The 13674-nt window shown below is 57.5% G+C and carries 12 protein-coding genes; 8 read left to right on the forward strand and 4 right to left on the reverse strand.

All coding sequences use genetic code 11. From position 1 onward, the window contains the following. Window positions 1-256 precede the first annotated feature (256 nt). Together CWM57_RS21525 and CWM57_RS21530 are read left to right on the forward strand one after the other, a co-directional pair. Window positions 257-1882, forward strand: coding sequence for a sensor histidine kinase (locus CWM57_RS21525; protein WP_061155789.1), 1626 nt, complete (start codon window positions 257-259; stop codon window positions 1880-1882). Then, window positions 1872-2570 carry a response regulator gene (locus CWM57_RS21530; protein ID WP_074386884.1) on the forward strand — a complete coding sequence of 233 codons (699 nt, stop codon included), beginning with the start codon at window positions 1872-1874 and terminating at the stop codon, window positions 2568-2570. The genes CWM57_RS21525 and CWM57_RS21530 overlap by 11 nt, the downstream gene beginning before the upstream one ends. A 32-nt stretch (window positions 2571-2602) precedes the next feature. Here CWM57_RS21530 and djlA read toward each other — a convergent pair whose 3' ends face one another. Beyond that, on the reverse strand, window positions 2603-3430 hold the full coding sequence (gene djlA, locus CWM57_RS21535; RefSeq protein ID WP_074386885.1) for a co-chaperone DjlA: 828 nt from the start codon (window positions 3428-3430) through the stop codon (window positions 2603-2605). A 243-nt stretch (window positions 3431-3673) separates the two neighbouring features. On the opposite strand from djlA, the gene lptD reads away from it, so the two are divergent. From lptD to apaH, 6 genes are read left to right on the forward strand one after another with little or no spacing between them, the layout of a single operon-like run. Next, window positions 3674-6022 (forward strand): LPS assembly protein LptD, encoded by a 2349-nt coding sequence (gene lptD, locus CWM57_RS21540; RefSeq protein WP_061155792.1) that lies wholly within the window; start codon window positions 3674-3676, stop codon window positions 6020-6022. 54 nt (window positions 6023-6076) lie between these two features. After that, window positions 6077-7363, forward strand: a complete 1287-nt coding sequence (gene surA / locus CWM57_RS21545; RefSeq protein WP_061155793.1) for a peptidylprolyl isomerase SurA — start codon at window positions 6077-6079, stop codon at window positions 7361-7363. 5 nt (window positions 7364-7368) lie between these two features. Next, window positions 7369-8358, forward strand: coding sequence for a 4-hydroxythreonine-4-phosphate dehydrogenase PdxA (gene pdxA, locus CWM57_RS21550; RefSeq protein WP_100676351.1), 990 nt, complete (start codon window positions 7369-7371; stop codon window positions 8356-8358). Next, window positions 8355-9176, forward strand: a complete 822-nt coding sequence (gene rsmA / locus CWM57_RS21555) for a 16S rRNA (adenine(1518)-N(6)/adenine(1519)-N(6))-dimethyltransferase RsmA (RefSeq protein WP_061155795.1) — start codon at window positions 8355-8357, stop codon at window positions 9174-9176. The genes pdxA and rsmA overlap by 4 nt, the downstream gene beginning before the upstream one ends. A gap of 2 nt (window positions 9177-9178) precedes the next feature. After that, window positions 9179-9556: a Co2+/Mg2+ efflux protein ApaG gene (apaG, locus tag CWM57_RS21560; RefSeq protein ID WP_004204274.1), complete on the forward strand. Its 378-nt coding sequence runs from the start codon at window positions 9179-9181 to the stop codon at window positions 9554-9556. Window positions 9557-9560: 4 nt separating this feature from the next. After that, on the forward strand, window positions 9561-10409 hold the full coding sequence (apaH, locus tag CWM57_RS21565) for a bis(5'-nucleosyl)-tetraphosphatase (symmetrical) ApaH (protein ID WP_061155796.1): 849 nt from the start codon (window positions 9561-9563) through the stop codon (window positions 10407-10409). Between the two features lie 203 nt (window positions 10410-10612). On the opposite strand, the gene folA is transcribed toward apaH, so the two are convergent. The 3 genes from folA to kefF form a co-directional block, all read right to left on the reverse strand. Next, on the reverse strand, window positions 10613-11092 hold the full coding sequence (gene folA, locus CWM57_RS21570; RefSeq protein ID WP_008807476.1) for a type 3 dihydrofolate reductase: 480 nt from the start codon (window positions 11090-11092) through the stop codon (window positions 10613-10615). A gap of 174 nt (window positions 11093-11266) precedes the next feature. After that, on the reverse strand, window positions 11267-13132 hold the full coding sequence (gene kefC, locus CWM57_RS21580) for a glutathione-regulated potassium-efflux system protein KefC (protein WP_074386893.1): 1866 nt from the start codon (window positions 13130-13132) through the stop codon (window positions 11267-11269). Further along, the gene (gene kefF / locus CWM57_RS21585) at window positions 13125-13658 is read right to left on the reverse strand and encodes a glutathione-regulated potassium-efflux system oxidoreductase KefF (protein ID WP_008807478.1); all 534 of its coding nucleotides are present in this window, start codon (window positions 13656-13658) and stop codon (window positions 13125-13127) included. Before kefF ends, kefC begins: the two co-directional genes overlap by 8 nt. Window positions 13659-13674 lie beyond the last annotated feature (16 nt).

Here is a 13674-nt window from a genome sequence, read left to right on the forward strand (position 1 = left end):
CCCCAGATTAAAAAAGAAGTTTTAATGGTCACTATGGTTTTTATGGTTTCTATTCGCGGAACCGCGCAGGGGTGATATATCTCTGATTTATTGTCGTGGTTTTTATGGTGTTTATTCTCTCTGACGCGTTATTTCCGTCGAGCCCCCCGCCGACAGTCAGCGCCTGCGCAGGCGATCACAACTTTTCCTTAACATTTACGTCACGTGACAGAAAAATGATAGAGTGCCGGTATGGTGAATACGCTGTCCGGGACCTATGAAAGTATCTTTTCAATATAAGCTGTTTATTTCGCTGGTCGCCTTTTTCTCGGTCCTCTTTATTGCGCTGGGCATTTATTATTATTTTGATGCCAGCCGCCAGCTGTATCAGGAAATGAGTGGCCGGGCCAAAATTCAGGCCGAAGAGATAGCCCTGATGCCTAATTTACGCCAGCAGGTCAGCCAGCACGACCCGCAGGCGATTCGGGCGTTTATGCAGCAAATCGCCGCCCATAGCGATGCCAGTTTTATCGTCATCGGCGACCGCCAGGGCGTGCATCTGTTTCACTCCGTCCATCCGGAGTGGGTTGGCACGCGGCTGGTCGGCGGCGACAACCAGGCGGTACTGGAGGGGCACACCATCACCACCATTCGCAAAGGCGGCCTGGGCGTCTCGCTGCGCAGCAAAACGCCCATCGTCGATGACGAGGGGCGGGTGATCGGTATTGTCTCCGTTGGCTACCTCACCAGCTATCTCGACAGCATCACGCTGACCAAAGTGATCAATATTTTTATAGCCGCCGTCCTGCTGCTCATCGCCCTGTTTATCTTCTCCTGGTATTTTACCCGCAGTATCAAGAAGCAGATTTTTTCGCTCGAGCCGCGAGAGATAGGCCTGTTGGTACGTCAGCAAAAGGCAATGATGGAGTCTATCTTTGAAGGGGTGATTGTCATCGATCACCAGCGGCGCATTGAGGTGATTAACCATGCCGCCCGCAGCCTGCTGGAGCTCAGCCAGCCTGCCCGCCAGCTGCGCGGCCAGTCGATCGACAGCGTCATTTCGCCGCAGCCGTTTTTCGCCAGCGACGACATGCTCGAGCGTGACACCCATGACGAACTGTGCCGCTTCAACCAGCTGACCGTGCTCGCCAGCCGGGTGCGCATTATGCTGGAGAATACGCTGCAGGGCTGGGTGATCACCTTCCGCGACCGCAACGAAATCAATGCCCTCACCGCCCAGCTCAGCCAGGTGAAGCGCTATGTCGACAACCTGCGCATCATGCGCCACGAGCAGCTCAACCGGATGACCACCCTCTCCGGCCTGCTGCATATGGGCCACTATGACGAAGCGATCCGCTATATTCAGGCCCAGTCGGAGCATGCCCAGGAGCTGCTGGACTTCATCTCCTCGCACTTCCACTCGCCGACGTTGTGCGGCCTGCTGTTGGGCAAGGCCACCCGTGCTCGCGAAAAAGGGGTTGAACTGAGCTTCGACCCGGCCTGCCGTATCGATCGTCCGCTGCCGTCGTTGAAGGAATCCGAACTGATCTCCATTATCGGCAACCTGCTGGATAACGCCATCGAAGCCACGCAGCGCGCCGAGCTTCCGCACGAGCCCGTGGAAGTACTGATTCAGCTCAACGCCCGGGAGCTGATCATCGAAGTGGCCGACCGCGGCGTCGGCATCCGTCCTGATATTCGCGACCGCATTTTTGAGCGTGGCGTGACCACCAAAACCCGTGGCGATCACGGCATTGGTCTGTATCTTATTGAACATTATGTCACTCAGGCGGGCGGCACCATCGAAGTCGCTGACAACGCGCCGCGGGGAGCCATCTTTACCCTGTTTATCCCGGCCGATGCGCCCGCCTGTCCGCAAACGGAGGCCCACGATGCATCATGACCTGGTCGATGTGCTGATCATTGAAGATGAGAGCGAGCTGGCGCGCCTGCACGCCGAGCTTGTGCAAAAACACCCGCGACTGCGGCTGGCAGGCATGGCGGCCTCCCTCGCTCAGGCGCGGCAACTGCTCCACGCCAGTCCGCCGCAGCTGGTGCTGCTGGATAATTATTTACCGGACGGCAAAGGCGTCACGCTGATGACTGACCCGGTGCTGGCGACCACCCATTGCTCGGTGATCTTTATCACCGCCGCCAGCGATATGGAAACCTGCAGCCTGGCGATCCGTAACGGCGCCTTCGACTATATCCTCAAGCCCGTTTCGTGGAAGCGGCTGAGCCAGTCGCTTGAGCGCTTTATCCAGTTTTACGATCAGCAGCGGGAATGGAAAATCGTTGATCAGCAGAACGTCGATTCGCTCTATCAACTGCAGGCTAAGAACTATCGCGTGGATAATGGCAGTAAGGGCATTGAAGAGAAGACGCTGGCGCTGGTGCAGGGGCTGTTTAGCGGTCGGGAAGCGCACTGTTTTTCCGTCGATGAGGTGGTCAGCGCCGCCGGGCTCAGCAAAACCACCGCCCGGCGCTATCTGGAACACGGCGTTGAGACCGGCTTTCTGGAAGTGGAGATGCTGTACGGAAAAATCGGCCATCCGCGGCGGCTGTACCGACGCGCGCAGCCTAAAAGCTAAAGCCCCTCGCCGGACGGGAGGGGCAGGAAAACTCAGAAGCCGCGCTGCTCTTTGATCAGCTCCCAGGCCTTCTGGATCTCCTGGGCTTTCTGTTTGGCCATCTCCATCATTTCCGGCGGCAGCCCTTTTGCCACCAGCTTGTCCGGGTGATGTTCGTTCATCAGCTTACGATAGGCGCGCTTCACCGTCGCCGCGTCATCGGTCGGTTTCACCCCCAGCACATTGCAGGCATCTTCGAGGGTTGGCCCACGCTGCGCCTGCTGCCAGCCGGCATTGCCGCCGTGCTGACCATACGATTGCTGCTGCGCACCACCGCCGAACTGGGCGCCGCCCTGCATCATCCGCAGGAACTGATCGAACTGGGCGCGGGAGATGCCAAGCTCGTCAGCGATGACGAACAGCACTTCACGTTCGTTAGGGTGCAATTCGCCATCAGCAAACGCGGCCTGCAGCTGAATTTCCAGAAACATCCGAATCAGATCGAAGCGGCCAAAGCAGACGCTGCGTAGCTGACGCATCTTCTCGCGCAGCGGATAGTTGTCGGCTTTACCGTCGCGAAACGCCTGCTGTGCCGCCGTACGCGATGCGCCGTGCAGGTTCATGCGATCCATCAGCACATTGGCGACATGAATATCGGCTTCGGTGACGCGGCCCTTGGATTTGGTCAGATGCCCCATCACTTCAAAAGTGGTGGAAAAGAAGAGCGACTGGCGTTCCTGTTGATTAGCGAAGAGATTCAACCGGCGGCTGCGCGCCCGGTCAAACATATGGCCCACCAGGAAGCCGAGCACGACGCCCCAAAACCCACCGCCCATCAGCAAAGCCACCGCCACGCCAATCACTTTACCCAAATACTGCATAGACTCCCCAACTGTTTATCGCCGTTAAGCTCGAATATGACCGCACGTTACCCGGCACTCGCGCCTCGGTCAATTGTGGGACATAGCCTATAATTTGCTTTATCATACTCGTCATTCAACAGGGTGCCTAACGCTCGGGCTCGAAACGGGCAGGATTAACACTAGCGTGATAAAGTTGAGTAAGTTAGGCTCTGACCGTTTGCAAGCCGCTGCCACAAGATGATGGAACAATAAATACAACGTATGAAAAAACGTATTCCCAGCCTCCTGGCTACGATGATTGCCAGCGCCTTGTATAGCCAACAAGGCCTCGCTGCCGATCTCGCAACGCAATGTATGCTTGGCGTGCCAAGCTTTGATCGTCCACTCGTGGAAGGGAGACCCGGCGAGTTGCCGGTGACGATTAATGCCGATCATGCGAAGGGCAACTACCCTGATAATGCCGTCTTCACCGGTAACGTCGACATTAATCAAGGGAACAGCCGCCTCCGTGCCGACGAAGTTCAGCTGCATCAGCAGCAGGCAGCAGGCCAGGCGCAACCGGTGCGAACGGTGGATGCGCTGGGCAACGTCCATTACGACGATAACCAGGTGATCCTCAAAGGGCCTAAAGCCTGGTCAAACCTGAACACCAAAGACACCAACGTCTGGCAGGGCGATTATCAAATGGTCGGACGCCAGGGGCGTGGCACCGCCGATCTGATGAAACAGCGCGGCGAAAACCGCTATACCATTCTGGAAAACGGCAGCTTTACCTCCTGTTTGCCGGGCTCAGACACCTGGAGCGTCGTGGGCAGCGAAGTCATCCACGACCGTGAAGAGCAGGTTGCCGAGATCTGGAACGCCCGCTTTAAGCTGGGCTCGGTACCGATTTTCTACAGCCCTTACCTGCAGTTGCCAGTGGGCGATAAACGTCGTTCCGGTTTCCTGATCCCGAACGCTAAATACAGTACCAAAAACGGTGTGGAATTCTCCCTGCCGTACTACTGGAATATCGCGCCGAACTTCGATGCCACCATCACCCCGCACTATATGAACAAACGCGGCGGCGTGATGTGGGAAAACGAATTCCGCTATCTGACCCAGCTCGGCAGCGGCTTAACCGAATTCGACTACCTGCCATCGGATAAAGTCTACGAAGACGACCACTCCAAAGACAGCAACAGCCGCCGCTGGCTGTTCTACTGGAACCACTCCGGGGTTATCGATCAGGTGTGGCGTCTGAACGCTGACTACACCAAGGTGAGCGATCCAGACTATTTCAGCGATTTCAGCTCGAAATATGGTTCCAGTACCGATGGCTATGCGACGCAGAAATTCAGCGCAGGTTACGTCAACCAGAACTTTGACGCGACGGTATCGACCAAGCAGTTCCAGGTCTTTAACCGGGAATCGAGCAACTCCTACTCGGCTGAGCCGCAGCTGGACATCAACTACTACCAGAACGATGTCGGTCCGTTCGATACCCATCTGTACAGCCAGGTCGCTCACTTTGTTAACTCGAATAACAACATGCCGGAAGCGACCCGTGTTCACTTCGAACCGACGATCAACCTGCCGCTGTCCAACGGCTGGGGTAGTCTGAATACTGAAGCCAAGCTGCTGGCGACCCACTACCAGCAGAGCAACCTCGATGATTACAACGCCGCCAACGGTACCAACTACAAAGAGTCCGTCAGCCGCGTAATGCCGCAGTTTAAAGTCGACGGTAAAATGGTCTTTGAGCGCGACCTGCAGGAGGGATTCACTCAGACGCTGGAACCGCGCATGCAGTATCTGTACGTGCCGTACCGCGATCAGAGTGAAATCGGCAGCTACGACTCCACGCTACTGCAGTCAGACTACAGCGGCCTGTTCCGCGACCGTACCTACAGCGGTCTGGACCGCATCGCGTCAGCCAACCAGGTCACCACCGGCATCACCTCTCGCGTGTATGATGCCGCCGCCGTGGAACGTTTTAATATTTCCGTTGGTCAAATCTACTATTTCACCGAGTCACGCACCGGTGATGACAACATCAACTGGGAGAACAACGACACCACGGGTTCACTGGTATGGGCCGGAGATACCTACTGGCGCATCGCCGATGACTGGGGCTTACGCGGGGGGATCCAGTACGACACCCGTCTGGATAACGTCGCCACCGGTAACGGCACCATTGAATACCGTCGTGATGAAAACCGCTTAGTTCAGCTTAACTATCGTTACGCCAGCCCGGAATATATTCAGGCTACACTGCCGTCATATTCCACGGCGGCACAATATAAACAGGGTATTTCGCAAGTGGGGATGACCGCCAGCTGGCCGATCGTCGATCGCTGGTCCGTGGTCGGGGCATACTACTTCGATACCAATACCCGGAAAGCAGCAAACCAGATGTTGGGTGTTCAGTATAACTCCTGCTGCTACGCCATCCGTCTTGGCTACGAACGTAAAGTCAACGGCTGGGATAGCAACAACAACGGCGGCGAGAGCAAATACGACAACACCTTCGGAATCAATATTGAATTGCGCGGTCTGAGCTCTAACTACGGCCTCGGCACCCAGCAGATGCTGCGTTCGAACATTTTACCGTACCAGAGCTCCCTGTGATGCGGCTGGTTTACAACATCGTCCGCATTTGCGGTTAATTGAAATGGAAAAAGTATGAAGAACTGGAAAACGCTGCTTCTCGGTATCGCCATGATCGCGAATACCAGTTTCGCTGCCCCTCAGGTGGTCGATAAAGTAGCGGCCGTCGTCAATAATGGCGTCGTGCTGGAAAGCGACGTCGATGGTTTGATGCAATCAGTTAAGCTCAATGCGGGTCAGGCTGGCCAACAGCTGCCGGATGACGCGACCCTGCGCCATCAAATCCTCGAAAGACTGATCATGGACCAGATCGTATTGCAGTTGGGGCAGAAGATGGGCGTGAAGGTCTCTGACGACCAGCTCGATCAGGCCATCGCCAACATCGCTAAACAAAACAATATGACCATGGATCAGATGCGCAGCCGTCTGGCCTATGAAGGCATCAACTACAACACCTACCGTAGCCAGATCCGCAAAGAGATGCTGATTTCGGAAGTGCGTAACAATGAAGTGCGTCGTCGTATCACCGTGCTGCCGCAGGAAGTCGAAGCGCTGGCAAAACAGATTGGCGACCAGAACGATGCCAGCACCGAGCTAAACCTGAGCCACATCCTGATCCCGCTGGCGGAAAACCCGACCGCGGATGAGGTTGCCGCAGCCCAGGAGCAAGCGAATTCCATCGTTGAGCAAGCGCGTAACGGCGCCAACTTCGGTAAACTGGCCATCACCTACTCCGCTGACCAACAGGCGCTGAAGGGAGGCCAGATGGGCTGGGGTCGTATCCAGGAGCTGCCAGGTATTTTCGCCCAGGCGTTAAGCACCGCCAAAAAAGGGGATATCGTCGGCCCGATTCGCTCTGGCGTCGGCTTCCACATTCTGAAAGTCAACGACCTGCGCGGCGGGACTCAGAACATCTCCGTCACCGAAGTCCATGCCCGTCATATTCTGCTTAAGCCGTCGCCGATCATGAACGATGCCCAGGCCCAGGCCAAGCTGGAACAGATCGCGGCTGACATTAAGAGCGGGAAAACCACCTTCGCCAAAGCGGCGAAAGCGTTCTCTGAAGATCCGGGCTCGGCGAACCAGGGCGGTGATTTAGGTTGGGCGACACCGGATATCTTCGATCCGGCATTCCGCGATGCGCTGATGCGTCTGAACAAAGGGCAGACCAGCGGACCGGTGCACTCTTCCTTCGGCTGGCATCTGATCGAACTGCTGGATAGCCGTCAGGTCGACAGAACCGATGCCGCGCAGAAAGATCGTGCATACCGCATGCTGATGAACCGCAAATTCTCTGAAGAAGCGGCAACCTGGATGCAGGAACAGCGCGCCAGTGCGTATGTTAAAATTCTGAGCAACTAATATCGATGCCTGAAATCCGTAAAGTTGTCATCACTCCCGGCGAACCCGCCGGGATTGGCCCTGACCTGGTCGTGCAGCTTGCCCAGCGCGACTGGCCAGTTGAGCTGGTGATCTGCGCCGACGGCGCCCTGTTAACTGACCGAGCCCAGCGGCTCGGTCTTCCTTTATCTCTCCGCCCATACGATCCTGCGCAACCGTCCGTTCCGCAACGCGCTGGTACGCTAACGCTGCTTAACGTACCGCTGAACGTTCCGGCGGAACCCGGCGTGCTGAGCGTGCAAAACGGCGCCTATGTCGTGGAAACGCTGGCGCGCGCTTGCGACGGCTGCCTTAGCGGCGAATTTGCGGCGTTAGTGACCGGCCCGGTGCACAAAGGCAACATCAACGACGCCGGCATCGCCTTCACCGGTCATACCGAGTTCTTCGAAGAGCGCGCGAAGGCCAGCAAAGTGGTGATGATGCTGGCGACCGAGGAGCTGCGGGTGGCGCTGGTGACGACCCATCTGCCGTTGAAGGCCATCAGCGAAGCGATAACGCCCGAGCTGCTGCGCGAGATCATCACCATTCTCGATCACGATCTGCGCACGAAATTTGGCATTGCCCAGCCGCATGTGCTGGTTTGCGGGCTTAACCCGCACGCTGGCGAAGGCGGCCATATGGGCACGGAAGAGATAGATACCATCATTCCGGTGCTGGAAGAGATGCGCGCGAAGGGGATGAACCTCAGCGGTCCGCTGCCGGCAGATACCCTCTTTCAGCCCAAATACCTTGACCATGCCGATGCGGTACTCGCGATGTACCACGATCAAGGCCTGCCCGTGCTAAAATACCAGGGCTTTGGCCGTGGCGTGAACATTACGCTCGGTTTACCTTTTATTCGTACCTCCGTCGACCACGGCACCGCACTGGAATTAGCGGGTCAGGGAAAAGCGGACGTCGGCAGTTTTATCACGGCGCTTAATCTCGCCATCAAAATGATTGTTAATACCCAATGAATAATCGAGTCCATCAGGGCCATTTAGCCCGTAAACGCTTCGGGCAGAACTTCCTCAACGATCAGTTTGTGATCGACAGCATCGTCTCGGCGATTAATCCCCAGAAAGGCCAGGCGATGGTTGAAATCGGCCCAGGTCTCGCCGCGCTGACCGAGCCGGTCGGCGAACGTCTTGACCAGCTGACCGTTATCGAACTGGACCGCGATCTGGCAGCTCGCCTGCAGACGCACCCGTTCCTCGGACCGAAGCTGACCATCTATCAGCAGGATGCGATGACCATGAACTTCGCCGAACTGGCGGAGAAAATGGGCCAGCCGCTGCGCGTCTTCGGTAACCTGCCGTACAATATCTCGACGCCGCTAATGTTCCATCTGTTCAGCTATACTGATGCCATTGCCGATATGCACTTTATGCTGCAGAAGGAAGTGGTCAATCGTCTGGTTGCCGGGCCGAACAGTAAGGCGTATGGTCGGTTAAGCGTGATGGCGCAATATTATTGCCAGGTGATCCCGGTACTCGAAGTGCCGCCGAGCGCGTTTACCCCGCCGCCTAAAGTCGACTCCGCGGTGGTTCGCCTGGTGCCGCACCGCACCATGCCGTATCCGGTAAAAGAGATCCGGGTACTGAGCCGCATCACCACCGAAGCCTTCAACCAGCGCCGTAAGACCATCCGCAATAGTCTCGGCAATCTGTTTAGCGTTGAAGTGCTGACCGAGCTGGGCGTCGACCCGGCAGTGCGTGCGGAAAATATTTCTGTAGAGCAGTACTGTAAGATGGCCAACTGGTTATCCAACAATCTGCCTTCGAAGGAGAGCTAACCATGATTAATTCGCCTCGTGTTTGCGTTCAGGTGCAAAGCGTCTATATCGAATCGCAGTCTTCTCCGGAAGAAGAGCGTTACGTCTTCGCTTATACGGTCACCATTCGCAATCTGGGGCGGAGTCAGGTTCAGCTGCTTGGCCGCTACTGGCTCATCACTAACGGCCACGGTCGTGAGACTGAAGTGCAGGGTGAAGGGGTGGTCGGCGAGCAACCGCATATTCCCGCTGGCGGTGAATATCAATATACCAGCGGCGCGGTCATCGAAACGCCGCTGGGAACCATGCAGGGTCATTATGAGATGATCGATATCGACGGCGCGCCGTTCCGTATCGAGATCCCTGTGTTCCGTCTCGCAGTTCCAACGCTCATTCATTAAAACAATGTCAACATACCTTATTGGCGACGTTCACGGTTGCTACGATGAACTGATCGCATTATTAGCGCAGGTTGAATTCGACCCGAGCACCGATACGCTATGGCTGACCGGCGATCTGGTGGCCCGTGGCCCGGGGTCGCTGGAGGTCCTGCGCTATGTCAAATCTCTGGGCGACTGTGTGCGACTGGTGCTGGGCAACCATGACCTCCACCTGCTGGCCGTCTTCGCCGGTATCAGCCGTAACAAGCCGAAGGATCGTCTGAAATCCTTGCTGGAAGCCCCGGATGCCGATGAGTTGCTCAACTGGCTGCGTCGCCAGCCGCTGCTGCAGGTGGATGAAGAGAAAAAGCTGGTGATGGCCCACGCGGGCATCACGCCGCAGTGGGATCTGGAGACCGCCCAGCAGTGCGCGCGCGATGTAGAAGCGGTGCTCTCCAGCGACTCCTACCCTTTCTTCCTCGATGCCATGTATGGCGACATGCCGAATCACTGGAGCAACGAGCTGAGTGGTCTGGCGCGCCTGCGCTTTATCTCTAATGCCTTTACCCGCATGCGCTACTGCTTCCCGAACGGCCAGCTGGATATGTATTCGAAAGAGGCGCCCGAGGACGCCCCGGCGCCGCTGAAGCCGTGGTTTGCCATTCCTGGCCCGGTCAGCAATGCCTACAGCATTGCCTTTGGCCACTGGGCTTCACTGGAGGGACGCGGTACGCCGGAGGGGATTTACGCCCTGGATACGGGCTGCTGCTGGGGCGGTGAACTCACCTGCCTGCGCTGGGAAGATAAGCAGTACTTCACCCAGCCGTCGAACCGCCAGAAAAGCCTCGACGAAGGCGAAGCCGTCGCTTCCTGAGTCTTCCCGGATGGCGGCGCGTTGCGCCTTATCCGGGCTACATTTCCTTGCGATTTGTCGCCCGGGCAGCGCTCCCGAAAGACGAAGCCCGCGACGGGAAATATGACGAGATACTGAGTGCGCAATCGTCGCGGAATTCACGCAAAAGAAAACCCCGGTCACGCCAGGCGCGACCGGGGTTTTTTCATTGCTATCCTTCCCGCTTAACGGCGTTCGAGGATCTCAAAGCAGTAGCTGTGGGAGTTCTGCGCGTCAGCGTCATGAAACTCGCTGAACACCGACTCCCACTCGTCCGGATCGTAATCCGGGAAATGGGTATCGCCTTCCACTTCCGCATCAATGTGGGTCAGATAGAGCTTATGCGCTTTCGGCAGGAACTGCTCATAAACGCGGCCGCCGCCGATCACCATAATCTCTTCCACATCACCGCAGGCAGCAATCGCTTCCTCCACTGAGGAGACCCACTGCACGCGATCGTCGCTGCCGGGTTTGCTGCTGATCACGATATTTTTACGCCCCGGCAACGGGCGCCCAATGGATTCCCAGGTCAGACGCCCCATCACCACCGGCTTATTTAACGTGTTGCGTTTGAACCAGGCGAGATCGGCAGGCAGGTTCCATGGCATGGCGTTTTCCATACCAATGACGCGATCTACCGCTAACGCCGCAATCAGACTGATCATTCATTCATTCCCGAGTGCAAAAAATTGTCGCCACTATACGGAAAGCGTACTACTTCGTCGACTGGCCGGAAGGTAAAGAATAAGAAAATTTTCTGATTTGCTGGCAAGCCCACGTTCACACCGTGGGCCGCCAGAACCGGTTCTAAACGGAAAACAAAATGTTACTGGCGAGCGTCAGGCTGAGGGCTTATTTTCCGGCTCATCGGCAATATCCCCGGTGTGCCTGCCCTCTTCCGTCCCCTGCCAGCCGTGACGCTGCACCAGCGACAGATGATGACGATCTTCGTTAATGATGCCGGTGAGCATATCGCTGGTCCGCTTGAAGACCGCCACCCGCGACGCCGCGTCGTTTTCCGCCATCGCCACCATCTCTTCAACCATCTGCAGGTTGAAACGACGGAACAGATCGGCCCGCTCGCGGGCTTCATACGCGCCGAGCCCCAGCGCCTCCAGCGTCATCCGGCCGGACTTCAGCGCCGCCTCAAAGGTTTCACGCTCCGGGGCCTCGACGCCAGCCTGGCGCAGCTTGATGTAATGATCGACATCGCGGGCGCGGGAGATAATCTGCAGATGCGGAAAATGCTCTTTCACCCTCTCCACCAGCTCAAGGCTGACGTGCGGATCGTCGATGGCATTGATCAGCACTTCCGCCTTTTCAGCGCCAGCCGACTCCAGCAGGTCGACCCGGGTGGCATCACCGTAGAAAACCTTCATATCAAATTTGCGCAGGGTATCAACATGATCCGGGTCGTGATCGAGGATCACCATTTTCACTCCGCTGGAGAGCAGCACACGACCGGCTATTTGCCCGTAGCGACCAAAGCCGGCGACAATCACCCGCGGCTGCTCTTCATCAATCTCGTCAGCATCGCGCGCCTGGCCGCTGGCCGATTTCTCCAGGCGAGTCAGCAGGACCAGCAGGACTGGCGTTGCCGCCATCGACAGCGCTACCGCCAGGGTCAGCGCCTTTGCCCATTCACCGTCCAGCACATCCGCCATCCGCGCGGCGCCAAAGACCACAAACGCGAACTCGCTTCCCTGCCCCAGTAGCACCGCAAACCAGCGGCGCTGGGCGCGTGGCACGCCCAGCGGCCTGGCGATAAGCCACAGCATCAGCATTTTTATCGCCAGGAAACCGAGCAGCAAAATAACGATCCGCAGCGGATGGGTCACGAGAGTGCCGAAATCAATCGACATGCCGACGCCAATAAAGAACAGCCCCAGCAGCAGCCCTTTAAACGGCTCGATATCGCTCTCCAGCGCATGGCGATACTCGGAGCTGGCCAGCAGCACCCCGGCGAGAAACGCCCCCATCGCCATTGACAGCCCGACTTCCTCCAGCAGCAATCCAAAGCCGAAGACCAGGAACAGCGCCACGGCGCTGAACACTTCGCGCAGGCCGGAACGGGCGACAAAGCGCAGCAGCGGACGGGTCAGATAGCGCCCCAGGGCCACCACCAGCGCCAGCGCCGCGGCCACCTTCAGCGCAGAGATAGCAAACGCCACCAGCGAAGTAGCGCCGCCGCTGGCCGCCAGCAGCGGGATCATCGCCACCAACGGGATCGCCGCGATATCCTGGAACAGCAGCACCGCGAAGGCGCTCCGCCCCATCTGCGACACCGTCAGATTGCGCTCATTCATCGCTTGCATCGCAATGGCAGTGGAAGAGAGCGCCAGGGTCATGCCTATCAGCTCGGCCACCTGCCAGCGCAGGCCCAGCAGCATACAGAACAGGCCAATCAATACCCCGCAGGCCACCATCTGCAGCGCGCCGCCGCCGAACACCGAGGCGCGTAGCTTCCACAGTCGCTGCGGATCCAGCTCCAGACCAATCACGAACAGCATCAGTACCACGCCGATCTCGGCAAAGTGCAGAATCGACTCGGCATCGGTCACCAGCCGCAGCCCCCACGGGCCGATAATACAGCCAGCGATCAGATAGCCCAGCACCGACCCCAGCCCCAGGCGGACGGCGATGGGCACAATCAGCGCCGCGGCGCCCAGGTAAATCAGCGCTTGTATCAGGGTATGGCTATCCATTCTGGTGTGCCTCCTGCCAGTCGATTAAGCGTTGACGATAGTGGCGGGCCTGCGCCTGCAGCGTTTCGTCATCGCAGATAAAGGTGCAGTGCATGGCGAACGGCGGCAGCCATTTCATTCCGCAATAAAGCGCGGTTGCCTGCAACGGCTGCGCCAGCACCGGAAAACCAGGGAATGAGCCGATGTCAAAGTGGCTTTCACCGCCGCCGGTGGTCACCGCCCACATCAGCGATTTACCGCGCAGGGCAATACCGTTGTGACCATAGGCCCAGCCGTGCGCCAGCACTTTATCCATCCACAGCTTCAGCAGCGGCGGCACGCTATACCACTGCATGGGATGCTGCCAGATAACCAGATCGGCACGGGCCAGCGCCGCCTGCTCGGCGGCGACATCGATATTAAAGTCGGGATAGAGTTGATAGAGGGAGCGTATCTCTACGCCTTCAAGCGTCCCTGCCTGTTCAAGCATTCGCTTATTCGCATGAGAATGCTGCGGATAAGGATGCGCATAAATTATCAGAATCATTGATTGGCCTGTGTTT

Origin of the sequence: Klebsiella sp. G-Nf4 (assembly GCF_002810615.1) — a bacterium.
GTDB classification, from domain to species: Bacteria; Pseudomonadota; Gammaproteobacteria; order Enterobacterales; family Enterobacteriaceae; genus Klebsiella; species Klebsiella variicola.